This window comes from Paenibacillus sp. J22R98 (assembly GCF_059383835.1).
In genome coordinates, this window is the sequence record NZ_JBXENW010000004.1 from 182,600 (window position 1) to 206,124 (window position 23,525).

Consider the following 23,525-nt stretch of genomic DNA (forward strand, 5'->3'; position numbering starts at 1 on the left):
TCAGGATCTTGCACTCGACGGTAATAACATCAGCCTTAGCGCAGCCATTGCCGAAATGGGACCGTCTACAGCTTCGTTTATTTATTCTCATTAATTCATCATCACGCTCACGCCCAAGAAAGTCGCTGCCACTACCCCCAGCGACAATCTCCAGGCTACACAAACGGGAGCAGCCAAGGCCGCTCCCGTCATTCCTAACTATGATTGCGCTCTAAGATTACCTTTACCGATAGATTACTCTTTTTACCGCGCTCTTACACCAAATTCTCGCGTTCCATCAGTTCTGTCTGAGCCGTCAATGTCAGCGCATTGATGATCTCTTCCATATCGCCGTTCAACACGGAGTCGAGCTTGTGCAGCGTAAGGCCGATGCGGTGATCGGTTACCCGGCTTTGCGGGTAGTTGTACGTCCGAATCCGCTCGCTGCGGTCGCCTGTGCCGACTTTGCTTTTGCGTTCGCCGGCATACTTGGCTTCTTCTTCTTGGCGGCGGATATCCGAGATCCGTGCACGGAGAACTTGAAGAGCTTTCGCTTTGTTCTCGTTCTGCGATTTACCATCCTGACACTGAGCCATGATGCCCGTCGGAACGTGAAGCACACGCACCGCGGATTTAGTTGTATTAACGGACTGACCGCCTGCACCGCTGGAGCAGAACGTATCGATCCGAATATCTTTATCGAGAATTTCGATCTCGACCTCTTCAACCTCCGGCATAACGGCAACCGTTGATGTCGATGTGTGAATTCGGCCGCCGGACTCCGTCACCGGAATCCGCTGTACGCGATGCGCGCCGCTCTCGAATTTCAGCTTACTGTATGCGCCTTTGCCGGTTACCATGAAGATAACCTCTTTGAAGCCGCCAAGATCGCTCTCGCTGAATTCCAGCAGCTCCACGCGCCAGCCTTGGGTATCCGCAAATTTCATATACATGCGGTACAAATCCGATGCGAACAAAGCCGCTTCGTCGCCGCCGGCAGCGCCGCGGATCTCAACGATCACGTTTTTGTCGTCATTCGGGTCTTTCGGCAACAAGAGAACATGGATATGTTCTTCAAGCTCAGCTTGGCGCGTACTCAGCTCATCGATTTCCATCTTCACCATTTCGCGCATTTCATCGTCAAGCTTCTCGTTCTGCATTACTTTTGCTTCATCAAGCTGCTCGGATACTTGCTTATATTCCGTATATGCCTCATAAGGAGCTTGCAAATCTGACTGCTCCTTGGAGTAGTCGCGCAGCTTCTTCGGATCGCTAGCCACATCCGGATCGCACAACAGCTCGCTCAATTTCTCATACCGGTCAGCGAGTGCCTGTAAACGGTCCAACACTGTCATTCACCTCTACTTTAGAATAAATCCAATTGATTGTTCCTTTAGTATAACATAACGCACTACAAACCATAAACGTGACAATTCTGGTTAATTTGCCGACTTCCGCAAGGCATAGCAAAAGGACCCGAGAATTTCGGGCCCCAAAACCAACCATTCAACCGCTAAACGTTGAAACGGAAATGCATAACGTCGCCGTCTTGCACCACGTATTCTTTACCCTCAAGGCGAAGCTGTCCTTTTTCCTTAGCCGCATTCATGGAGCCTGCCGCCATCAGATCTTCATAGGACACAACCTCAGCACGGATAAAGCCGCGTTCAAAATCGGTATGAATAACGCCGGCAGCTTGCGGCGCCTTCATGCCTTTACGGATCGTCCATGCACGCACTTCTTGCACGCCCGCCGTAAAGTAAGTGTACAGACCAAGCAGCTTGTATGCTGCGCGGATCAAGCGGTTCAGGCCGGATTCCGTGAGGCCAAGCTCCTCCAGGAACATCTCTTTGTCTTCGCCTTCAAGCTCAGCGATTTCGGATTCTACTTTCGCGCTGATCGGCACTACTTCCGCGCCTTCCGCTTTTGCGAATTCGCGAACCAATTCCACGTAGCTGTTGCCGTCGGAGTTTGCCGCCTCGCCTTCGCTAACGTTAGCCGCGTACAAGACCGGTTTCATCGTAAGCAGGTGAAGATCGCGAATGATCGCTTTCTCATCCTCGGAGAGGTCCAGACTGCGCGCCGGCAGATCGTTGTACAACGCTTCTTTCACGCGCTCGAGTGTTTCCACCTCTTGCACGACCTTCTTGTCGCCGCCTTTGAGGTTTTTGCGGGAACGCTCGATTTTGCGATCAACGGAATCGATATCCGCCAAAATCAACTCCAGGTTGATCGTGTTGATATCGCCGATTGGATCCACTTTACCCGATACGTGCGTGATGTTGTCATCTTGGAAGCAGCGAACCACGTGAACGATCGCATCCACTTCGCGGATGTGCGCAAGGAATTTGTTGCCAAGGCCTTCGCCTTTGCTCGCGCCTTTCACAATACCTGCAATATCGATGAATTCAAAAGCAGTCGGAACGGTTTTGTTCGGCACAACAAGCTCCGTCAATTTATCAAGACGCTCATCCGGTACCTCTACGACGCCCACGTTCGGGTCGATCGTACAGAACGGATAGTTCGCGGATTCCGCGCCCGCTTGCGTTATTGCATTAAATAAAGTCGATTTACCTACGTTCGGCAGGCCGACGATTCCAGCTTTCAAAGCCATGTATGAAGACACCCCTGTTCCGTAATAAACAATCTCATGACATTATACATGAAGGGGGGGAAATAAAAAAGGAGACTCCGCGGATTCCCAGCTTGCAAATGTTTGATTTTCCCCGATAATCAGCTAATACTGGATAAATTGTTCGGCTTCCGGACGCTACACCCAACCGCATGCCGCTCCCCTCTTCCGAACATACTACCTTGTGTGCGACCATCCTTCGGAGGTGAACCGACATGGAAAACCAAACCCATAAAGGCAACTACAAAGGCACAACCAAGATGCACGCCAAAAATCAGGATATGGCCTTCGTCAACGATACGATCGAGGATGCCAAGTCCATCACCAACTTCAACCATGTGAAGAAGAAAACCGATAAGTAAGCCGATCTCGCGGACCCTCCCTCTGCGAAGCAGCGGCACGACTAAAAGGGTGTCCCACCGGATCGTCGCTGATCCGCGGGCACCCTTTTTCTTGTTCGCCTTGCGCCGCGCCATTAGCTACAATGTCGCCTAAGGCCTACTTACGCCTGTATAGATATGAATGGCATCTCGCAGAAACTCAGCCGATCCCGGTTGATCAACGTCGTAATACGCCTTAAACCGCTCGTCGTCTACGTACATTTGCGACAGGTTCGCATGGGCTTCCTTGCTGTACTGAGCCCAGTAGAAGCTCAGCCATTGCCGGTGCAAATCCGCCGTCTTCTGCGCGAGCTCGCCCGCCGGATCGCCTTGTTTGAAAGCCTCCGCCAACGTTTCCTTAACTTCCTCTGCCAGACGGGTTACGCGGTCGTGGTCTTCCTGCGACATGCCCTTTACTTTGGCATTCGACTTGTTTACGGCATCATCGCCGTATTTCTCGCGCGCTTCCTTGCCGTATTTCTGCTCATTCTCGTCAATCAGGCGCTGCTTAAAGCCTTCAAATTTCTGTTTATCGCTCATCGAAATTCTCCCTTCAGCCGCAGCGATGGTTTGATCTACGTTTGCGATCAGCGCATCAAGCTGCCGTCTTCTGTCGAGAAGCTGTTCCCGATGCTGGATCAAGGCTGCGGTGCCATTGAAGGCCGGATCCGTCAGAAGCTCTTTAATGCGATCCAAGCTGACGCCAAGCTCCCGGTAAAATAAAATCTGCTGCAGCCTGTCGACCTCCGCCTGACCATAGATGCGGTAGCCCGAAGAGTTCATTCTTGCCGGCTTAAGAATGCCTACTTCGTCATAGAACCGCAATGTCCTCGTACTGATTCCCGCGAGCCTGCCCAGCTTCTGAACGGTATATTCCACCTTCATCACCTCCCGACAAACCCACTTTACACCTTTACGTAACGTGAATGTCAAACCCATTTTTTAATCTAAAATGCCCGCTTGCCGCTCCCTATACCCACGCATCCGTATCATAGCCGCGTTCTTCCCAATACCCGGTATGATTCCCATCAATAAGCTCAATCCGATTCAGCCATTTGACCGACTTATAGGCGTACATCTTCGGAACGATCAGCCGCACCGGACCCCCGAGGTCGCTCGGAATCGGCTTGCCGTCATGCATAACCGCAACCATCACATCATCCATATCGGCCTGCTCCAGTGTGAGGGAATCCGTATACACGCCGTCGCCGGAGTACAGTTTTACCGTTTTCGCTGAGGGCTTCACGCCTGCCAGCTTCAAGAAATCCTTCAGCTTGATGCCTTCCCACGTATTGCCGAGAACCGACCAGCCGGTCACGCAATGGAAATCACTCACTTGCACTTCCCGCTTCAGCGCCACAAACTGCTCCCAGTTCCATTGCAGCCGCTTCTCCACAAGCCCATCCACAATGAAGGAAAAGGTACTGTTGTCGAACTCCGGAATCGGTGTCACGGTATAAATACGGAACGATCCGCGGCTTCCCCCGCCAATCGGCGGCGATGAGGCCGGAAGCGGAAGCGGGGCAGGGATAAGCGAATTTGCGTCGTGTTCGACCAGATCATCCAGATTCGCGCTTGGCGTTAGTTGATTGCTGAACCATTTTAGAAAAGAAGGACCGATGGCAACGGCGATACCCGCTCCTACCGCGACTCGAATAAACGAACGCCTCGACATGACCGCCTCCGGTTTGGCTGCCGGATGAAGTCCCTCCCCTTGTTGTCCGGTCTTAATCGTGCGGCGATGCGGCTCCTTGAGCCATTTCAGCCTTGTGATGGAGTGGTAGATGATATAGGGAAGTCCAACCCATGTCAGCAGGTCATGGATGGTGAGCGCATTTCCTGACCATGCCGGACCAACCGCCTTGAATTGCCACAAAAGCACGCCGGATAGCAGCCAGCCGACCAACAGACCCAGCACGATGATAACGTTTGCCTTCTGCCACGTCTTTCCTTTCAGCTGTTTCCAGTGCTTCGCGGCCAGCACCAAATAGAACACGACCGGCAACAGCGACGCGATGCCGACCACAATATGCGCGTAGCGGATGATAACCCTGCCTTCTCCGAGAATGCCGCGCCACAGTCCTTGGAACAGCACAAGCCCTGTCAGTGCCAGAATCACGACAATCCAACCGTTTATTGCATGCAGCTTTACCAGCTTCTTGCCGTAGCCTTTGCGAAGCTGCGCGAGCCATTTCTGCATAGAAGACTCTGCCCCCTTGACGGTTTATTCACTACCTATATAGACGTATATAAACTTGGGAACGGATCACGATAGCACGTAGTAATATGTATGCTCATTGTTGCACAACGAAGCCCTCACACCATAAAGGCGCGAGGGCTCGTAAAGCAATGCTTAGATTTGGCCTTGAATTTTGTTTTTCAGGGCGTCTTTGGATTGCAGACCAACCATTTTATCAACCGGTTGACCGTCTTTGAAAAGAATTAGTGTCGGGATCGACATGACGCCGAATTGGGATGCCAATTCAGGCTCCTCGTCCACGTTGATTTTAGCGATTGTAGCTGTACCAGCAAGCTCGCCGGAAAGCTCTTCTACGATCGGAAGCTGCATTTTGCAAGGTCCGCACCATGGTGCCCAGAAATCAACGAGCGTTACGCCGCTCTCGATGCTTTTGTTGAATGTGTCTTTCGTCAATGCTACTGCCATATTCAATCATCCTCTCTACAATAAGTTCACAAGCTTATGGGAAGGGAAACCCCGTCACACCTTGTTCAACACTCTTCGCATTCCTTGATTTGACCCAGCACATCGGAGATCGTAATGCCGCCGAAATAATTCTCCAGCTGCTTCTCCGCTCTGCAAAAGATCCCATCCATGACTTCACGCATGTTGGAGCCGACAACACAATCCATCTCTGGATTGCCCGAGCACCAGCTCGGAATAACGGAGCCTTGCGCCATTAACCGGTAGATGTCGGCAAGGTTGACGATGGCCGGATCCAGTGTAAGCCGATATCCGCCGCCTGCGCCTTCCCTTGTGTCGACATAACCGCCTCGCTTCAAACAGCTCATCACCTTGCGGATTCTGGCAGGATTGGTCGAGACATTATCGGCAATGGCTTCACTCGGAGCCATGCGTTCGGGCAAAAAAGCCAAGTAAACCAAACTGTGTACGGCAATGGTGAATTCGCTGTTCATGCTTAACGGCACCCCGCTTTGTACTGTAATCATATCAGTTACAGTTGAACCTGTCAACGGCGGTTGTACTTCTATTTTGCGAATATGAGCATGCGTCTATTCAAAAGCCAGTGATTGCCGGGCTGCAGGCAGCTTTGAGTTTCATAGCCCGCTGCCCATTAATCGAACAGCTCCAGCTGCTGAGCTGTTTCCTGCGGCGGCGGTGCCAGCTTAAACGAGCCGCGAGGCGGCAGCTGATGCAGCATCGCCATGAGCTGTAAGGCGTTATCCGCCGCATCCCCGCCGGAGTTATTATTGAACAGCACGCATACCGTGCCGGTCAACTGCTCCAAGCGTCGCAGCCGCTCCACCCACTCTGACAGCTCCGTTTCATTATAACGGTACAAATAACGAACATCCCGCCAGTTAGGTTGTCCTGCCGAAACCCAGCCATCCGTATTGCGTCCATGCAGGCGAACAAGGGTGAATTGATCATCCGTGGCCGCTTCTACGATCGGAATGGAGCCATCTCCGGCCTGCGGCTCATCGCAAACCGTATGAATCCAGCCTTCGCGGCGCGTGAAAGCAATGGTTTTCTCACTCATTTCGTTCGTGAACCAGCTTTGGTTTCGAAATTCGAGCGCGCAAGGGATATCGCCCATTCGCGCCTTGGCCGTGCGCAGCGTCTCTACGTTAGGCCGCGTGCAATTAAACCATGGCGGGTATTGAAATAGGACGGCAAGCAGCTTGCCTGCGGCGCGGATCGGTTCGATTGCCTCTCGGAATGCTTGAAACATCGCCGCCTCGCTTTCGTAAGGATGATGCCCTTTTCCCCCGCGCGCATGCCCTGTCATCCCTTGATACGCTTTAATGACGAAGCGGAAGTGATCCGGTGTTTCCGTCGCCCATTTCTCCATCACCTGCGGGGACTGAATGGCATAGAAGGTGCTGTCTACTTCGACGACCCGGAACCATTGCGCATAGGCAGGCAGCTTATTCTTTTCCTTGCCCGCTTCCCGATACAGCTCCGAATGATCGCCCCAGCCGCATAGACCGATTTCAATCATACCGTCCCCCTCCTCATTGACCGAAGTACTCTATACCCAATAGTTTACTGCCCTCCTAAATCACAAAGCAAATCGCGAAAATGCACAGCGCGCCGTATCTGCCCTTGCTTGATATGCAAAACTACATTAGCATGGTGATGTAACCTGCAACAATTGAAGAGAAGAACTGACAAACTATTCGAAAGGTTGTCGTTTCCATATGCATATTGACCTGTACTCGGATGTGGTCTGCCCTTGGTGCCGCATCGGCAAGCAAAATCTATACCGTGCGCTGGCGCTTTGGTCGGAGAAGAACGATGAGCCGGTCACTGTCACCTATCACGCGTATCAGCTTGATCCCGGGCTGCCCGAAGAAGGAAAACCGTTCGATGATGTAATGGCTAAGAAAATGGGCGGCCTCGAATCGATGAAACGTGCCACCCAGCAGGTAACGCAAGCCGGAGCGGCTGTAGGCGTGACGTTCCATTTTGACCGGGTCACTCGGATGCCCAACACGCGTCTTGCGCATCGTTTCGTTGCTATTCTGCCTGAGGAGCGTAAAGCAGAGGCAGTGGAAGAGCTGTTCCGCGCTTATTTCGAAGAAGGCCTGGACGTGGCGCAGATGAGCGTAATCATGACGATTGCTGAGCGACTTGACGTTTTTACACCGGAGCTGCAAGCTCGGCTTGAGAACGGCGAAGGCGGCGAGGCGGTTGACGCCGATCTGAAACGCGCGCAGCAAATCGGCGTGACGGGCGTTCCCTTCTTCGTCTTCAACAACCGCTATGCGCTGTCCGGCGCTTATCCCGCTGAGGAGCTGCTCGGCTTGATGGGCGGCGTGAACACCGGCGTTTAGTCAGGCGAAAGCTAGCTAGTGCTATGCTTGATAATAGCTCGGCCTGAACACGATTACGCTTAGCCTTCAGCCCGCATGAGAAGTAACCATTACCTCTCTTGGGGGCTTTTATCATGATTTCGGTGTATGTACGGTAACCCGTACCTCAATTGCCGCTATATTGGCCATTTTTGACTTATCTGCGGTATCTGTTACCTCACAACAAAAAAGCAGCAGTCCATTAATGACCGCCGCCTGTAATACGTAAACCCGCAACACTAATTATGATCATAGCGATAAAGAGCAATTTCCGTTTATCCTTCGACTCACCGAACACCAACATGCCAAGTACGACGCTGCCGACAGATCCGATCCCCGTCCAAACCCCGTAAGCGGTACTGATCGGGACATCCTGCAGCGATCGAGATAAGAAATAAAAGCTGACCATCCCGGATCCTAACGCGAGCAGCGTTCCCTTCCAGTTTTTAAACCCATTCGACAGCTTCATGCCCGTCACGCCGCCTACTTCACCCAGCCCAGATATGAGCAAGAACAACCAGGCCACTTGCAGCCACCTCCCCTTACTCCGTTCCCTCAGAAGCAGCAAGCTCCGCTTGAGGTTCTTTCTTTTCATCTTTGCTTGCAATCACTTTAAGTCCCACAATGCCTCCGATCAGCATCGCGATAAACAGCAATTTGAGCAGATCGGCCGGCTCGCCACGGACAATGCCGACGATCACGGTACCCACGGTTCCGATTCCGGTAAATATGGCGTACGCCGTGCCGATTTCGATGGTCCGCATCGCCCGGGCAAACAAGATAAAACTTATAATTAACAGCACAATGGTTATCACACTGGGCAGCCATTCGGTAAACCCATCAGACGCCTGCATGCCATAAGCCCAACCCACCTCAAGGAGTCCGGCCAGCAGCAAAAACAGCCATGCCATCGCGACTCATCCCCCTCTCTACGCCGTTCCCGGCTTCAACGCCTCCTGCAGCCAGCTCCAAAGCTGTTCCTGCCTCTTCCGATAGAGCGCCGAATCATACAATTTATGTTCAACCAGCAAGCCGTCAATTAGCGCGTAAAACAAAGCAAGCAGCCGTTCAGCCTGTAACTCGCCGAGCGTTCCCTCGTTTGAACTGCCCCGAAGCAGCGCCAATACATGTACCGTTACTTCTTCTTCATAAGTCGTAAAATATTGACTAAGCCGCGACTCTAAATGCCGTGGCGGGACAAGCATCGTTCGCTTAAGGAAGGATTGCCCCTTCGTAATTTGATCCAAATCGGTGTAAAACAAGAACACCGCATACAGCCGCTCTATAGGCGGATAATCCTCCATGCCCTGAAGCAGCAGCAGAAGCTTCTCCCGCTCCTCCCGAATCGCGTCCTCCAGCAGCTCAATAAACAGCTGTTCCTTGGAGTCAAAATGAGCATAGATCGACGGTGTCTTAATGCCCACTGATTTTGCGATTTCCGATAAGGACACACCTTCATAGCCCGAATCCGCAAATAACGTCAATGCAGCTTGCTTCAAGCGATTCGCCGTCATCCTTAGTTCTCCCCTTGCATGGTCCGTATTATCGCCTAACGAACGTTAGTTAGCCTCAAGTGATAATAGCTCCTTTGGCTGTACGTGTCAAGCAGTGGACAGGCTCAATCCAAACTTTGGGGTAAAAAGCGCCGGAGCGATGATTATGAACGTGAATAATTGCGTGCGGATGTGGTACAATAGACGTAATTAAAAGGCCATGCTACCGCAAAGGTACAACCTCGCTATGAATGACGAGGTTGTACCTTTTTTGCATTGGTTTAGATCTATTTTTAGGAGAGTGACCTTATTATGATGCTCGAAGCCATTTATCATCGTCCGAAGCAAAACTGGTCGTACGCATACGACCGTTCCACCCTGCATCTGCGTATTCGCACACAGAAAGGCGATATGGATGCCGTTCAAGCTGTTGTAGGCGATAAATACGCATGGGACAAAACGATGCAAATCGTGCCTATGCGCGTTTTTGCAACGGACGCTATGTTCGACTACTGGGAAGTTGCCGTGGAACCGCCGTTTCGCCGGCTGCGCTACGCGTTCCAATTGGAGAAAGGCCCGAAGACGCTGTGGCTGACCGAAAGTGGTTTCGTGGGCGAGCTGCCGGCTGACTGCCTCACGTTCTACGACTATCCGTTCATCAATCCAATCGATGTGTTCCAGCCGCCGGCTTGGGTGAAAGAAGCGGTTTTCTATCAGATCTTCCCGGAACGTTTTGCGAACGGCGACCCGTCGCTCGATCCCGAGAACGTAGAACCATGGGGCGGCAAGCCGACTCCTAAAAACTTCTTCGGCGGCGATATTCAGGGGGTTATCGATCACTTGGATTACCTGGAGACATTGGGCGTTAATGCGATTTATTTTACCCCTGTATTCGAAGCGACCACGAACCACAAATATGATACGCAGGATTATTTGAAGGTCGACCCTCATTTCGGCACCAATGAGCTCATGAAAGAGCTCGTGGATATCTGCCACAAGCGCGGCATGCGCGTGCTTCTTGATGCGGTATTCAACCATGCCGGCGCAACCTTCCCTCCATTCCTTGATGTACAGGAGAAAGGTGCAGAGTCGAAGTATGCAGGCTGGTTCCATGTGCGTGAATGGCCGCTTCGCATCGAGGATGGTATCCCTACTTACGACACGTTTGCTTTTGAACCGATCATGCCGAAGCTGAACACCGAGAATCCGGACGTCAAAAAGTACCTGCTGGACGTAGCCCGCTACTGGGTGGAGGAAGTCGGCATCGACGGCTGGCGGCTTGATGTCGCGAATGAGGTCGATCATCATTTCTGGCGCGACTTCCGCAAGACGGTTAAGGTCGTCAATCCGGATGCCTACATTTTGGGAGAGATTTGGCATGATTCGATGATGTGGCTGGAGGGCGATCAATTCGACGCGGTCATGAACTATCCGTTCACCAATGCCGTGCTCGATTATGCCGCTTATGGCAAACTCGACGGTCGCAGCTTCGCGAACGCCATCGGCACGCAGCTGGCGAACTATCCGCAGCAAGCTACCGAGGTTGCGTTCAACCTGCTGGATAGCCACGACACGCCGCGGCTGCTCACGCTGTGCGATGGAGATGAGAGCCGAATGAAGCTGGCCGCGCTGTTCCAAATGACATACCCGGGTACGCCGTGCATCTATTACGGTGACGAAGTCGGCATGTCCGGTGCGGGCGATCCCGACTGCCGACAGTGCATGGTGTGGGAAGAGGAGCAGCAGAACGGCGATATGCTGAAGTTCTATCAGACGCTGATCGCGCTTCGCAAGCAGCATGCCGCTCTACGCTCCATGGACATTACGTTCCTGCACGCAGAGGCGGATGACGCAGCAGTAGTCTACGCTCGCCGCAGCGGCAATGAGCAATTCATCATCGCGATGAACGCAGGTGCGAAGGCTTGCAGCCTCACTGTGCCGGCTGCAAATGGGAAGTGGCAGGATATGTTCGCCGGTTCGCCGGTGGAGTCGAAGGGCAAGCAGCTCTCCATCGCGCTGGATGGCTTCGGATTTGTTGTGTATAAGCTTTTGGGTTAGTTTGTTGCGCACGCTGGCTGCCGTGCAAGTTAGTGCGCGCAGGCACGGTTTTGGAGCCGAGAGTCGGGATTTTCGATTCTCGGCTCTTTTTTGTGGCGATTTAGGTGCTGAGAGTCGGTTTTTCCTACTCTCAGCATCCCTCCACCACCGCTCGGGGCTGATTTCAGAGCTGAGAGTCGCTTTTTCCTACTTAGCCACCTATTGACCACCCATATGTTGCTCTAGTTGCGACTCTGCTGCTCAATTCGTCGGTTACTAACCAATGTGTTGCTCTGAATGCTACTCTTATGCTCGATTCGTCGGTTTCTAACCAATGTGTTGCTCTGAATGCTACTCTTATGCTCGATTCGTCGGTTTCTAACCAATGTGTTGCTCTGAATGCTACTCTTGCGCTCGATTCGTCAGTTTCTAACCCATGTGTTGCTCTGGGAGCTACTCTTGCGCTCGATTCGTCAGTTTCTAACCCATGTGTTGCTCTGGGAGCTACTCTTTCGCTCGATTCGTCAGTTTCTAACCCATGTGTTGCTCTGAATGCTACTCTTGCGCTAGATTCGTCAGTTTCTAAACAATGTGTTGCTCTGAATGCTACTCTTGCGCTAGATTCGTCAGTTTCTAAACAATGTGTTGCTCTGAATGCTACTCTTGTGCTCGATTCGTCGGTTTCTAACCAATGTGTTGCTCTGGATACTACTCTTCTGTCTGAGTTACCCACCATGTAGATCTCTGGTTGAGCTACTTTGTCTCTTTTTGCGAATTTTCGACTAATGTAGATCTCTGTGTAAGCTACTTTCTTACTTTCCCCCAAATTCCTGCCAATGTAGATCCCTAGGTAAGCTTCTCCGATTTCCATCTTTCCACCAGCTCTTATTTGCGATCGGCTTGGCGCTAAGAGTGCGATTTTCCGACTCTCGGCTCATTTTTCCGGCGATTTTGGTGCTGAGAGTCGGTTTTTCCTACTCTCAGCTTCCCTCCACCGCCAAGCGGGACTACTTCTATAACCTTGAAGCGGGTTCCCCTACAAAGAAAAAAAGACCAACCCTTCATCTACGATGAAGAGTTGGCCTTTCCCACCTCGGTAAGGGAACATCATTTCCTCTGCAAGTCGTCCATCCTTATCCCGTCAAGGGATAGGCAGCTCCTCCGCGAAGTGGCCGGAGCGGTTCACTTTGGTCTCCAGATACTTGCGGTTGAACTCCGAAATGTCGCCCCAGAGCGGGACTCGGTCGTCCACGTTCATGCCGGATGCTTTGAGCGCCGCGAGCTTCTTGGGATTGTTCGTGATGAGCGTGACCGGCTTGCTGCGGAGATGGGCGAGGACGAGCAGCGTTTCCTCGTAGCTGCGCGTATCATCCTTGAACCCGAGCTCCAGGTTCGCCTCGACCGTGTCGTATCCTTTCTCCTGCAGAAGATAAGCCATCGCCTTACTGAACAGCCCGATTCCCCGCCCTTCATGGTTGGCCAAGTAGAACAGAGCCCCGGTGCCATGCGAGGTGATCATCTTCATCGACTGATGCAGCTGATACCCGCAATCGCAGCGCTTGCTCCCAAAAATATCCCCCGTATGACAGATGCTATGCATACGAATCAATGCATCTTCACTGTCCTTAAAGTCGCCGTACACGAGTGCGCTCGATTGCTGTTTCTCCGCCAGATTGGACGCGGACAGCTGCTCGATCAGAAACTCGGTCCGCTCCTTTTCCTTACAGCCGCCCTCTGTATGGACCAAATCCCTGCACGGAAGCCAGCAATACCACTGGAAGGTGTGCGTTTCCCCCTCCAAGTTCACCGGCAGCTGAATGGGTCCAACCAAGATTAAAGTACCGTTCTTACCTTTGATCGTTTCAATGCGATCATCCAGAATGCCAACGATTTTCTCATCAATCATGCCATGCCGCCTTTCCCGCTTCTGACAGTAAACCTCAGGTTAGTGTTTATTGCGCGGAGAGGAAATATGCAGTCCTAAGCGGCACTCCTATTTGTTCCAATCCCGACGAACCGAGAAAATTATCCCGCCTGCGCCGTCCCCTCATCCACATAATACTGCGCCTGCGCGTTGAACATCTCCGCATATTTGCCTTCCTGCTCCAGCATCAGCTCATCATGACTGCCATACTGGATGAGCCGGCCTTGATGGAAGACGGCGATGACATCGCAGAACCTGCAGCTGGACAAGCGATGCGAAATGTACACGGCTGTTTTGCCTGAAATGATCTCGTTAAACCGATTGTAGATCTCATATTCGGCAATCGGATCCAGCGCCGCGGTCGGTTCATCGAGCACCACGACCGGCGCATCCTTATACAACGAGCGTGCGAGCGCGATCTTCTGCGTCTCTCCACCGGAGAACTCCACGCCATCCTCGTCAAAATATTTATAAACCGCCGTATCGACACCCTTCTCCAGCGTCTCCACAACGCTTGCCAACCCAGCTTTATCGATGACCTCATGCAGCTTCTCGGCCTGGTCGCCCATCGTCATCTGGATGTTCTCCTTCATGCTGAAAGCGAAGATCGCAAAGTCCTGGAACACAACCGAGAACAGCTTCTCGTATTCAGCCAGCTCGATCGTCCGAATATCTACCCCATTCAGCAAAATCTGACCTTCAGTCGGATCATACAGCCGCGTCAGAAGCTTAATAAACGTCGTCTTGCCCGCACCGTTCATCCCCACAACAGAGAGCTTTTGCCCGAACGGAATCGTAATGGAGAAGTCCTTCAATATCATCTCCGAGCTTCCCGGATACTTGAACGACACATCCCGAAACTCGATGACAAAATCCCGCTCCGCCGGCAGCGCACCCTGCCCCCGCGGCTTCACATCCTCAAGCTCCGCGAACCGAACGAACTCGGCCAAATACTTAGCATGCTCCCGCAGCCGCAGCGTCTCGCCGAAGACGTTCTCGATACTGTCCTTCAGCGCCGAAGCAGCCGCAATGTACATCGTAAAACTACCGATGGTGATCGCACCCACAAACACCTTCGCCGCAAAATACCCGTACAGCACCATTTGCTGCAGCACATTCAAGAAGTTGAACAGCATGTTGTATTTCACATTCAGGCTGGACCACTCACCGGATATTTTGCGATTGAATTGAATGCTCTCTTGCTGCCGACTAAGGATCAAACCCGAAGCATCGTACAGCCGAATATCCTTGCCGAATTTGAAATCCTTCAGGATACCGCGGAAATAATCGAACATCCGGTTATAACCCGACATTTTACCCCAGAAGCTGTGGTTGGCCTCAGACAATTTTGCGCCAAAGTACAAGTTAGCGGCGACAAACAGAAGAACCAGCGCAACAATCCACCACTCCACCGTGGAGAAGACATAACCCAGACCTGCTAGCGTAATGATACCTGCGAGAATCTCGACAGTCTTGGAGGTGACCCCGTACATGCCCCAAGTGCCCCACTTCATAGAAGAGGTCGCTCGCTCCGACATGTTCAGCACCGCTGCATTCTCGATATGCTCGTAATCCATCTCCATGGCTTTATTGATGATGACAAAATCGAGCAGCTTATTCGTCCGCATATTGATAAACTGCAGCAAATGATTGCACACCGACAGCAGAGATGAGATCACAAGATTGCTTCCGATCAGCAGCGCCGTGTACAGCACGAGCTTCTCAACGCTTTTGCCGCCGATGAGTTCATCGATGATAGATTTAGGGAACAGAATGTTCGGAAACGGGACAACGGCTTTGAGCAAAATACTCAGTACCAAATAGAGCGGATAACGTTTGTTGTGCTTCCATGTGAAGCGATAGAAATAACCCAGCGTTCGCAGCGTGCCAACGTGACTTCGATTCCGATTAGCCAACGACCTTCACCTCATTGCTGTAGTATACGGCCTGCATATCGAACATCTTCTTGTAGGTGCCGCCCTGCGCGATGAGCGCTTGATGCGTGCCGTATTCTTCAATCCGGCCATCGTTGAACACCGCGATGTTCGTGCAAAACCGCGTACTGGAGAGTCGGTGCGAAATATAAATGGCGGTCTTATCCCCGATCATCCGATCAAAGCTTTGATAGACCTCGTACTCCGCCAAGGCATCAAGGGCGGAAGTCGGTTCATCCAGCACAACAATCGGTGCATCCTTATAGAGCGCCCTTGCGAGGGCGATCTTCTGATTCTGGCCGCCGGAGAACTCGATTCCCTCTTCGTCCAGCACTTTCTGCACATAGGTGTCGTAGCCCTTCGGCAATCCTGCGACTTTGTCGCCTAGTCCGGCCCCTTTAACGGCGCGCTCGACTTTACCGGCATCCAGCGCATCCAGCTCCCTCACGGCGACATTCTCCTTAACCGAGAAGGCAAACATCATAATCTCCTGGAACACGACGGAGAACATTTGGTAGTACGTTTTCTTATCAAAATGGCGAATATCCGTTCCGTTCAGCAAAATCCGCCCTTCCGTCGGCTCATAAATCCGCGTCAGCAGTTTGATGAAGGTGGTCTTGCCAGCGCCGTTCAGTCCGATAATCGCCAGACGTTCTTTGGGCTTCAAGATAATTGAAACGTTTCGAAGCGCATACTCATCCCGGCCCGTATACATAAATGAAACATTTTCGAATTCGATGGTATAGGAAGCATTGCGATCAGGAGTAAGCGCAATTCGCTCCAAGGAATTGTCCCGAATCGGCAGCTCGATAAACGCCAGATAGTCGTCCACGCGCATATTTTGCTGCAAATATTCTGCGAATCGTTCCAGCAGCTGACCAAAGCTCGAAGAGAATGCCCGAACGGCAGCCGCATACATCGTAAAGTCCGCAATCGACAAATCCGCATACAGCACTTTATAGATCAGCCACGCGTAAAGCACAGCCTCCTGCACGACGATTCCAACGTTGTACACCGCGTCGATGATGATATAGCGTTTGCGGAGCAGCCAGCTCTTGGCGATGTCAACGCTTACAACACTCCAAAACTTATCCGACAGCCACTTGCGCAAACCGAACAAACGGATGTCTTTGCCAAACTTAAAATTTTTCGTAGCCGCCATGATGTAGTCCGTCTGCCGAAATATCGTAGAGAGGGAATCAAGGATGCTTTTCTCCACGTAACGATTGCGCAAATTCACATAGAAGTTGATGGAAATGATAATACCGAGAACAAGGATCACGACGACATTCAGATTAAGCAGTATGGCTGAGCAGCCGATGACGACCAATGACCGATTCAAAATCTCCGTTACGTTATGAAGCAGCCCCTCGACCCCATTCCCGTCATTCTCCACCGCGTTGTCCGCTTTCTGACTGAAATCCAGCACAATCGCATTCTCAATATCCTCCTGGTTCATCTCCATGAACTTCTTCCCCGACAGACGGATGAGCTGCATGCGGAAGGTGGAGTAGCGGGGCCATACCTGGTGCGTCGACCAAGTGGCGACCGCTTGAGCTGCGAACAGAAACAAACCGAGCCCGATAATGACGGTGTATAGTGCCTTCATATCACTGCTTTGTGTTATGGCATCGAGCACTAATTTGGGGATAAGGACAACAATCAGCGGTACAACCGCCTCGGCAACCGCAGCCACCGCCATGAAGAGGACCGCTGCTTTATCATGCTGCCACAGGGTGGTCAGGATCCACTTCAGGTTGCGGATAAGCGTTTTCTTCGGATTGAGTGCTTGTGTTTCCACAATCATCCTTCTTTCAAAATGGAAGTATAAGGAATTCCCAGTATAAGAGATGTCTTCTCAGGAGCAATACATGCAAGCTAAAATTCGTCGCTCACATGGATCGATCCGTTGTGGGAAGAAGCCTCCACATAGGTTAATTCCTCGTCTCCTTGACGGAATGTTTGGCAGTTGTCAGCTTCATCGCCCTGTTTCTTGTCGACCAGCTGTTGGCCATTCAAGCGGCAGGCCGCGCGACCATGATTGACGTTTAATTCGCCGTAAACACCGGTCGAATGAGCCGGGAACTGAATTGTAATGTTGCCATTATGTGTTTTAGCGGTAATGCTGCTTTCTGAGGTCGCATTCGCTACCAGAATCTCAATCTTCCCATTTTGCGATTTGCATGCCAATTCCTCGAACTGACAGTTCGCTTTGATGTTGCCATTCTGCGTGTGTATCTCTATCGTCTCGGCTATAACGCCGTCCGTATGGACGGAACCGTTCGTCGTGCGGCATTCCAGCTGTTCCAGTTGGCCTTTCGCTGTAATCTTGCCGTTCGTTGTTGTAAGCACAGCCGATTCGGCTTGGAGTCCGCCTATGTGAATAAAGCCGTTAACCGTTGTTACATTCACCTGCTCAACCTGGATGCCTTCAATCTCGATATTTCCGTTTGTCGATGTGAATGCAGCCGTCTCCGCGGAGATCTGCTGGACATCAATGAACCCGTTCGTCGCGGACATGTGGAACAACTCGTAGGCTTGTCCTTGCGGAACTCGAATGGTTACAGCCACATCGATCTGACGGTCATCTAGATCATCCATACTCACGCTGAACCGATAGCGTTCATCATCGGAGCTTTGCGTAACCGCCTCTTGCAGCCAGCTGTGCAAATCGAAGCTGTTGTTTGGTTTGTCCATCTTCGCCGTCACATTCACCTGCGTGAAAGCTTGATCCCATGTCCGGTACTGGATGGAGCCGTTATCCGTCTTAAATTCCACATACTCCGTCGGAAAAGAGTGGAGCTTGCTTTCCCAGTAAGCCTCTCCCTGTCCGGCTTGTCCTCCATGAACGACGGAATTGCTCACCGGCGGCTGTTCTTCCTTATGAAGCGGGGCTGGGACGACCGCATCCTCCTCGGCGGGCGTACTCTCGCCTCGCTCAAGCGCTTCAAGCAGTGCCAGACCTTGCTCTACGGTAATTTTCCGTTCCTCGATCATTCTTGTAATCATTGTCCGTTCTTCACGCATTTCGCAATCGCTCCTTTATTTTTTACTCGCTTGAATGAGCTTCAATGCTTCTTCAACCGTGATCGCACCTTCATCGAGCTTCGATAGAATCTGCTTGCGCTGTGAATCCTCTGCGGCCGCTGCCGTCTCTGGCGCGGGTGAGGCCTGGTAACCAAGCGCCTCCACAATGTGGTCAAGCCGGTTCCGAACAGTCGGATACGATATGCTGAGTTCCTTTTCCATCTCGCGGATGTTCCCCCGAACCTTCAGGAACACCTCCACGAACTTCAACTGCTCGTCGTTAAGGGAGGCCAGTCTGGTCGATTCGAAGCTGCCTTTAATCGTGGTGTGGCAATGATCGCATTTGAGCTCTTGGATCGTCAGCTTATTCTCGCATACGGGACATTGCTGCGGTGGTGGGTATTTCAGAACAATCCCTCCTCAGGTTGTGATTTTAAATTATTCAGTCGTATATTGAATTATATTAAATAATAATATTCAATTTTACAAGTTATAAATTAAATAATTTAATATTTTATTTTCTCCGCATCAAATCCTTTGCGGTACGACGGTGGAAGGGGCACCCGGAAAGAAATTGCGAATTCCAGAGGCAGCCAAATGAGCTTTCGCTTCCGCGGATGCGGACTATGTACTTAGGAACCCTAACCCTGAAGGACTTATATTCACGAAACTAACCGCTATTCTAAGCTAATGAAGCGTGGGAGACAGTCGATGAAAAGCTAACGAACCGTAGGGGCCTTATTTGGCCGGATTTATTGCCTTTAGGAATCTAACGAACCGTACAGGCCTTATTACCGCAATATCCCCACATTTCCGCTCACAAACCTCCGAATAGCGTCTCTACGGTTCGTTAGAATTTTTTCGGGCCAAATTTAAGGCAAATAAGCGTTGTACGGTTCGTTAGAGCTTTCCTCTGGGGTTCGTTAGGTTTCCAAACCGAGCAACGGGCCGATATAAGGGTTCTAGGGTTCATTACCGCGAAGGCCTCCATGGGATGGCTGACACCATCGCACAGTACAGCATGCACCATTTTCGGTTATCCCCAGGCTTACGCACATATTATCCACAGAATCCACAACTTACTCACAATACTGCTCAAAACAAAAAAGAGCTGCCCCACCCGAAATCATCCTGCGATGACCTCGAGTGGGACAACCCAGCCCCTGTTTATTGCAATATAACCGTGCTATAAGGCGGGAGCTTCAGCTTGCCTTCGCCCAGTTTGGCGCCGTCCTTGGTGGAGCGCGCGATTTCTTTAAAAGCATCCTTCGCCACGGTACCGCCTGATGTCAGATCAATAATCTGCTCAGCCGCCGACATATTGTGAACAACGAGAACCTTCTGTTCGTTCGTTTCGCGGTAATACGCGGCAACGGACGGGCTATCGGTGTTCTTCTCTACAATCGTGCCATCGCGAAGCGCTGGCAGTTCATTGCGCCAAGCAATCAGCTTCTTATAATGCGAGAGCAGCGAGTTCGGGTCAGCCTGCTCCGCTTCAACCGAAACCGTATTCGGCGTCGTGTTGTAGCGGGAGGCTTCCCAGGTCGTCTGCCCTTTGCCGCTCGCTGCGCCTGAGGCATACCAAGGCATCGGCTCGCGAATTGCTTCGTCGGGCTTCATCCCCTGCATGCCCAGCTCCTCACCGTAGTAGATAAACGGATTGCCCGGAAGCGTAAGCAGCAACCCTGCCGCCATCTTGGCATGATCCACATTGCCGCCAAGCTCGCTCATCGTTCGGTTCTGGTCATGATTCGTCAGAAACGGCGCATCCAAGAACGCACCATTCGATGACTTGTTGTACATCTCATATACGCGGCCAAGACTAAACGCGACATCGGGATTCTGCTCCCGGTCTGCGCCGGAGAGCAGCTTCTTCGCCAAATCAAAGTTAAAGGCGGAATCGAGCGCTTGGTCCAGGTATGGCGCGATGATAACCGAGGAATCCCAGACTTCGCCTACGAGATAAGCGTCCTTTTTCGTACCACTAATACCTTTACGGAACTCCTGCCACCACTTCTGGTTGCTCGCTTTGACGGCATCGGTGTTAATGGTAGACGCAAAATCGCCGTAGATATGCTTCGCCGCATCCAGTCGGAATCCATCTATGCCTTGCTCCAGCCAGTAGTTGCCGATCGCGATCATCTCGCTGCGAACTTCAGGCTCGTCAAAGTTGAGATCGGGCATCCCTTCCCAGAAGTCGCCCAAGTACTTCAAGCTCCCGAACGGATGCCACGGATTACCGCCGACAGCGCCATCTGCCGGCACCTGTGCATCCGCTTGCTTAATATGATACCAATTGCGATAGGGGCTCTTCGGATCAGCGATCGCGGATTTGAACCAAGGATGCTCGTTGCTCGTATGATTGACCACCAGATCCATAATGACCTTGATTCCAAGCTTATGTGCAGCCTCCGTTAATTTCTTCAAATCCTCCATCGTGCCATAATCCTTGTTGATGCCAAAATAATCCGTCACATCGTAGCCGTGATAGCTGGGGGAAGGATTAATCGGCATCAGCCAAATCCCGCCAATACCCAGCTCCTTCAAGTAGCTCAGCTTCTCGGTCACGCCATTCAGATCGCCGATGCCGTCTCCATTAGAATCCGAGAAGGAACGAACAAAGATTTCATAATAAACCGTTCCCGGCTGCTCATCGACCTGTGCCGCAGCCGCTTCTTTCCCAACCTTCTTCTCTTGCTCGTGTTCATCCTTCGAGGAGGAGCAGCCTGCCAGCAAGGTGATTAGAAGAGCGGCGGCCAATGTGGCCGCCGCGAATTTGTTGCTTATAAAGGTACGGATGATCATCACCCCTTGGATGCTCCGGCAGTAAGTCCTTCAACAAGGAACTTCTGCAGAAACGCGAACAGAATCATAATCGGAATGGCAATCATAACGGCGCCTGCCGCGAACATCGTGAAGTTACTGTTCTGGAAGTTAGCCACCATATCCCACATGCCGACTGCAAGCGTCCAGTTTTCTTTGGAACGCAGAACAAGTCTTGCGAAGATAAAGTCTACCCATGCACCCGTAAACGTCGTTAGCCCGATGTACGTAAGCATTGGGCGTGACAATGGCAGCATAATGCGCCAGAAGATCGTCAAATGGCTTGCTCCGTCAATCCGCGCTGCTTCATCCAAACTCCGCGGAATCGTATCGTAGAACCCTTTTACAATGAAGCCGCCAAGCACAGAGCCCGAAGAATACACGAGTACGAGCGCTGCATGCGTATCCAGCAAATCCAGCTGAAGCAGCAGGATATAGATCGCGACCATGCTCATGAAACCCGGGAACATCCCAAGGACGAGCATCGTAGTTAGTAACGTTTTACGACCCTTGAAGCGGAAACGCGACAAAGCGTACATGCTCAGCGTAGTCAGCAAGGTCGACAGAAGCATCGACAGTGTAGCGATCTTCAGCGTGTTCCAATACCAGCGGCCGAAGCTGAAGCTTGGTGAAGTGAACAGCTCCTTGAAATGGATAAGCGTCGGATGGCTCGGGAAGAACTGTTCGCTAAACAGTGCGCTGCCGGGACGCAGAGCGGAGAACAGCACCCATACGGCCGGATAAATCGCGCAAATCGCGATCAGTGTCAGAATGATATAGGTCAACGTTAAACGGAAGACGTTCCTCGATTTCATACTCATTGGATCATATCCTCCTCTTTAAACGACCGTGAACGACGGTAGCTCCAAATCGAGAGCGAAGCGACAATCACGAAGATGATAATCCCGATCGCGGATGCAAAATTGTACTTGTTGTTATTAAGCGTCAGCTTGTACAGCCATGTAACGAGCAAGTCGGTGCTGCCCGCGTACTGATAGTCACCCTTAACCGGGTCACCATTCGTCAGCAGGAAGATGACGTTGAAGTTATTGATATTACCTGCAAATTGCGTAATCAGAATCGGTGTTGTAGCAAAGAACACGAAAGGCAATGTAATGACGCGGAGCTTCTGGAACGCTGTAGCGCCATCCACCTCGGCAGCCTCGTACATATCTCTTGGGATCGCGGTAAGCACACCCAGAATAAGGACCATGGAGACCGGAATCCCGACCCACATGTTGACGAGAATAACCGTAACCTTCGCCCAGAACGGATCGGTCAGCCAAGGAAGCTTGCCAATCCCGAAATAGCCGAGATACTGATTGATCGGCCCGAATTGGCCGTTAAATAAGTTACGCATGACAAGCAGCGAGATTAACTGTGGAATCGCGTAAGGAATGATAAAGATCGAACGCCACATCCCTTTGAAACGAATGCCCTGCTGATTGATCATCAGCGCGACGAACAAACCGCCGAAATAGGTTGTAACGGTGGCGATAACCGCCCAAATAACCGTCCAAATGAACACGCCGTAGAACGTATGGCTCCACGTCTTTAATTGGAGCAAATCGATAAACGTCTGGAACCCAACCCAATCGACAAGCTTCGCAGGCGGAATATGCTCCGGTGCGGAGTAGTTAGTGAATGCCAGCAGGATCGCCATCAATATCGGCATGATCGTTAAGAACAGCACGGAGATAGCAGGCAGCGTAAGCAGCAGCTGAGGGAACCGTTTGTCGGTTACATAGCTGACGGATTGTTTAAACGATGCCGGTTTGCCGCCTTCATCCCGCAGCTTGCCGGTTCGGTTCGCATCCCTGACGTTCATTACATAGATGACAACAAATAAGCTGAATAAAATCAGAATAACAAGTCCGCCGATTAGCAAGTTGACGGAGTGGTCACCGACTACGTTCTTATAGCGTTTGCCGACTTTAACAAGCTTTGTCGGTGTATCACCAAGGGTAACGAGACCCCAAATGGCATGTGGAAGCTTCTGAATGAAGTAGTAGCCGCCCATAATTTCAACGCAAAGCAGAAGAATGCCTTTCACGAACTGACGATTATACAGTTGACCAAGACCCATCGCGAGAACAGATAAAATAGTTGCTGTTTTTTGATGCCGCTGCATCCACCTCCAGCTCCTTTCCCTTGTCCGAATAAAGTTACGTCACCCGCCCCTTATAAGAAAGGGCGGGTGACGGCATTGTATGGTTGTTTATTCGCAGCCATTTGGCTGCT

General features: G+C 51.6%; 21 protein-coding genes. 3 read left to right on the plus strand and 18 right to left on the minus strand.

Translation table 11 applies throughout. The features are described 5' to 3' along the window. Nucleotides 1-254: 254 nt before the first annotated feature. Nucleotides 255-1,328, minus strand: coding sequence for a peptide chain release factor 1 (gene prfA, locus AC50Y3_RS14205; protein WP_494819385.1), 1,074 nt, complete (start codon nt 1,326-1,328; stop codon nt 255-257). A 164-nt stretch (nt 1,329-1,492) separates the two neighbouring features. Then, on the minus strand, nt 1,493-2,593 hold the full coding sequence (gene ychF, locus AC50Y3_RS14210; RefSeq protein ID WP_091224928.1) for a redox-regulated ATPase YchF: 1,101 nt from the start codon (nt 2,591-2,593) through the stop codon (nt 1,493-1,495). 233 nt (nt 2,594-2,826) lie between these two features. Between ychF and AC50Y3_RS14215 the strand changes: the two genes are divergently transcribed. Beyond that, a complete protein-coding gene (locus tag AC50Y3_RS14215; protein WP_177186699.1) occupies nt 2,827-2,973 on the plus strand; it encodes a hypothetical protein in 147 nt (48 codons plus the stop codon). A gap of 129 nt (nt 2,974-3,102) precedes the next feature. Here AC50Y3_RS14215 and AC50Y3_RS14220 read toward each other — a convergent pair whose 3' ends face one another. The 5 genes from AC50Y3_RS14220 to AC50Y3_RS14240 all read right to left on the minus strand — a co-directional run bounded on the left by AC50Y3_RS14220 (nt 3,103) and on the right by AC50Y3_RS14240 (nt 7,193). Then, nucleotides 3,103-3,870 carry a MerR family transcriptional regulator gene (locus tag AC50Y3_RS14220; RefSeq protein ID WP_494819386.1) on the minus strand — a complete coding sequence of 256 codons (768 nt, stop codon included), beginning with the start codon at nt 3,868-3,870 and terminating at the stop codon, nt 3,103-3,105. A gap of 91 nt (nt 3,871-3,961) precedes the next feature. After that, entirely contained in the window at nt 3,962-5,191 is a 1,230-nt protein-coding gene (locus AC50Y3_RS14225) for a molybdopterin-dependent oxidoreductase (protein ID WP_494819387.1), read from the minus strand. A gap of 153 nt (nt 5,192-5,344) precedes the next feature. Beyond that, the gene (gene trxA / locus AC50Y3_RS14230) at nt 5,345-5,656 is read right to left on the minus strand and encodes a thioredoxin (RefSeq protein WP_090982163.1); all 312 of its coding nucleotides are present in this window, start codon (nt 5,654-5,656) and stop codon (nt 5,345-5,347) included. Nucleotides 5,657-5,721: 65 nt separating this feature from the next. Next, complete coding sequence (locus tag AC50Y3_RS14235; RefSeq protein ID WP_091225085.1) at nt 5,722-6,147, minus strand: RrF2 family transcriptional regulator; 426 nt, start codon at nt 6,145-6,147, stop codon at nt 5,722-5,724. A 158-nt stretch (nt 6,148-6,305) separates the two neighbouring features. Next, nucleotides 6,306-7,193: a DUF72 domain-containing protein gene (locus tag AC50Y3_RS14240; RefSeq protein WP_494819388.1), complete on the minus strand. Its 888-nt coding sequence runs from the start codon at nt 7,191-7,193 to the stop codon at nt 6,306-6,308. Between the two features lie 199 nt (nt 7,194-7,392). Between AC50Y3_RS14240 and AC50Y3_RS14245 the strand changes: the two genes are divergently transcribed. After that, the gene (locus AC50Y3_RS14245) at nt 7,393-8,028 is read left to right on the plus strand and encodes a DsbA family oxidoreductase (protein ID WP_494819389.1); all 636 of its coding nucleotides are present in this window, start codon (nt 7,393-7,395) and stop codon (nt 8,026-8,028) included. A gap of 220 nt (nt 8,029-8,248) precedes the next feature. Here AC50Y3_RS14245 and AC50Y3_RS14250 read toward each other — a convergent pair whose 3' ends face one another. Genes AC50Y3_RS14250 through AC50Y3_RS14260 form a run of 3 tightly spaced genes read right to left on the minus strand, consistent with a single transcriptional unit; the run spans nt 8,249 to nt 9,560 of the window. Beyond that, on the minus strand, nt 8,249-8,572 hold the full coding sequence (locus AC50Y3_RS14250) for a DMT family transporter (RefSeq protein ID WP_494819390.1): 324 nt from the start codon (nt 8,570-8,572) through the stop codon (nt 8,249-8,251). A gap of 16 nt (nt 8,573-8,588) precedes the next feature. After that, nucleotides 8,589-8,957, minus strand: coding sequence for a DMT family transporter (locus AC50Y3_RS14255; protein ID WP_494819391.1), 369 nt, complete (start codon nt 8,955-8,957; stop codon nt 8,589-8,591). 18 nt (nt 8,958-8,975) lie between these two features. Next, entirely contained in the window at nt 8,976-9,560 is a 585-nt protein-coding gene (locus AC50Y3_RS14260; protein WP_494819392.1) for a TetR/AcrR family transcriptional regulator, read from the minus strand. Between the two features lie 291 nt (nt 9,561-9,851). Here AC50Y3_RS14260 and AC50Y3_RS14265 point away from each other — a divergent pair, with 291 nt between their 5' ends. Beyond that, nucleotides 9,852-11,597, plus strand: a complete 1,746-nt coding sequence (locus tag AC50Y3_RS14265) for an alpha-glycosidase (RefSeq protein WP_494819393.1) — start codon at nt 9,852-9,854, stop codon at nt 11,595-11,597. 1,120 nt (nt 11,598-12,717) lie between these two features. On the opposite strand, the gene AC50Y3_RS14270 is transcribed toward AC50Y3_RS14265, so the two are convergent. The 8 genes from AC50Y3_RS14270 to AC50Y3_RS14305 all read right to left on the minus strand — a co-directional run bounded on the left by AC50Y3_RS14270 (nt 12,718) and on the right by AC50Y3_RS14305 (nt 23,415). Continuing rightward, nucleotides 12,718-13,482 carry a GTP cyclohydrolase II gene (locus tag AC50Y3_RS14270; protein WP_494819394.1) on the minus strand — a complete coding sequence of 255 codons (765 nt, stop codon included), beginning with the start codon at nt 13,480-13,482 and terminating at the stop codon, nt 12,718-12,720. A 119-nt stretch (nt 13,483-13,601) separates the two neighbouring features. Then, on the minus strand, nt 13,602-15,416 hold the full coding sequence (locus tag AC50Y3_RS14275) for an ABC transporter ATP-binding protein (RefSeq protein WP_494819395.1): 1,815 nt from the start codon (nt 15,414-15,416) through the stop codon (nt 13,602-13,604). Continuing rightward, a complete protein-coding gene (locus AC50Y3_RS14280) occupies nt 15,409-17,235 on the minus strand; it encodes an ABC transporter ATP-binding protein (RefSeq protein WP_494819396.1) in 1,827 nt (608 codons plus the stop codon). Before AC50Y3_RS14280 ends, AC50Y3_RS14275 begins: the two co-directional genes overlap by 8 nt. Before the next feature lie 77 nt (nt 17,236-17,312). Next, nucleotides 17,313-18,461, minus strand: a complete 1,149-nt coding sequence (locus AC50Y3_RS14285; RefSeq protein ID WP_494819397.1) for a DUF4097 family beta strand repeat-containing protein — start codon at nt 18,459-18,461, stop codon at nt 17,313-17,315. 15 nt (nt 18,462-18,476) lie between these two features. Beyond that, nucleotides 18,477-18,875, minus strand: coding sequence for a DUF2089 domain-containing protein (locus AC50Y3_RS14290; RefSeq protein ID WP_494819632.1), 399 nt, complete (start codon nt 18,873-18,875; stop codon nt 18,477-18,479). A 753-nt stretch (nt 18,876-19,628) separates the two neighbouring features. Further along, nucleotides 19,629-21,266, minus strand: a complete 1,638-nt coding sequence (locus AC50Y3_RS14295; RefSeq protein WP_494819633.1) for an alpha-amylase family glycosyl hydrolase — start codon at nt 21,264-21,266, stop codon at nt 19,629-19,631. Continuing rightward, nucleotides 21,266-22,105, minus strand: a complete 840-nt coding sequence (locus AC50Y3_RS14300; protein ID WP_210660868.1) for a sugar ABC transporter permease — start codon at nt 22,103-22,105, stop codon at nt 21,266-21,268. Before AC50Y3_RS14300 ends, AC50Y3_RS14295 begins: the two co-directional genes overlap by 1 nt. After that, a complete protein-coding gene (locus tag AC50Y3_RS14305; protein WP_494819398.1) occupies nt 22,102-23,415 on the minus strand; it encodes a carbohydrate ABC transporter permease in 1,314 nt (437 codons plus the stop codon). The genes AC50Y3_RS14300 and AC50Y3_RS14305 overlap by 4 nt, the downstream gene beginning before the upstream one ends. Nucleotides 23,416-23,525: the final 110 nt, after the last annotated feature.

Bases quoted from the DNA above. Each gene is read 5' to 3' on its own strand.
- trxA (WP_090982163.1), bottom strand. From the start codon at position 5,656: ATGGCAGTAGCATTGACGAAAGACACATTCAACAAAAGCATCGAGAGC.
- AC50Y3_RS14240 (WP_494819388.1), bottom strand. From the start codon at position 7,193: ATGATTGAAATCGGTCTATGCGGCTGGGGCGATCATTCGGAGCTGTAT.
- AC50Y3_RS14295 (WP_494819633.1), bottom strand. From the start codon at position 21,266: ATGATCATCCGTACCTTTATAAGCAACAAATTCGCGGCGGCCACATTG.
- AC50Y3_RS14265 (WP_494819393.1), top strand. From the start codon at position 9,852: ATGATGCTCGAAGCCATTTATCATCGTCCGAAGCAAAACTGGTCGTAC.
- AC50Y3_RS14300 (WP_210660868.1), bottom strand. From the start codon at position 22,105: ATGAGTATGAAATCGAGGAACGTCTTCCGTTTAACGTTGACCTATATC.
- AC50Y3_RS14255 (WP_494819391.1), bottom strand. From the start codon at position 8,957: ATGGCATGGCTGTTTTTGCTGCTGGCCGGACTCCTTGAGGTGGGTTGG.
- AC50Y3_RS14270 (WP_494819394.1), bottom strand. From the start codon at position 13,482: ATGATTGATGAGAAAATCGTTGGCATTCTGGATGATCGCATTGAAACG.
- AC50Y3_RS14245 (WP_494819389.1), top strand. From the start codon at position 7,393: ATGCATATTGACCTGTACTCGGATGTGGTCTGCCCTTGGTGCCGCATC.
- AC50Y3_RS14235 (WP_091225085.1), bottom strand. From the start codon at position 6,147: ATGAACAGCGAATTCACCATTGCCGTACACAGTTTGGTTTACTTGGCT.
- AC50Y3_RS14215 (WP_177186699.1), top strand. From the start codon at position 2,827: ATGGAAAACCAAACCCATAAAGGCAACTACAAAGGCACAACCAAGATG.
- AC50Y3_RS14260 (WP_494819392.1), bottom strand. From the start codon at position 9,560: ATGACGGCGAATCGCTTGAAGCAAGCTGCATTGACGTTATTTGCGGAT.
- ychF (WP_091224928.1), bottom strand. From the start codon at position 2,593: ATGGCTTTGAAAGCTGGAATCGTCGGCCTGCCGAACGTAGGTAAATCG.
- AC50Y3_RS14305 (WP_494819398.1), bottom strand. From the start codon at position 23,415: ATGCAGCGGCATCAAAAAACAGCAACTATTTTATCTGTTCTCGCGATG.
- AC50Y3_RS14225 (WP_494819387.1), bottom strand. From the start codon at position 5,191: ATGCAGAAATGGCTCGCGCAGCTTCGCAAAGGCTACGGCAAGAAGCTG.
- AC50Y3_RS14285 (WP_494819397.1), bottom strand. From the start codon at position 18,461: ATGCGTGAAGAACGGACAATGATTACAAGAATGATCGAGGAACGGAAA.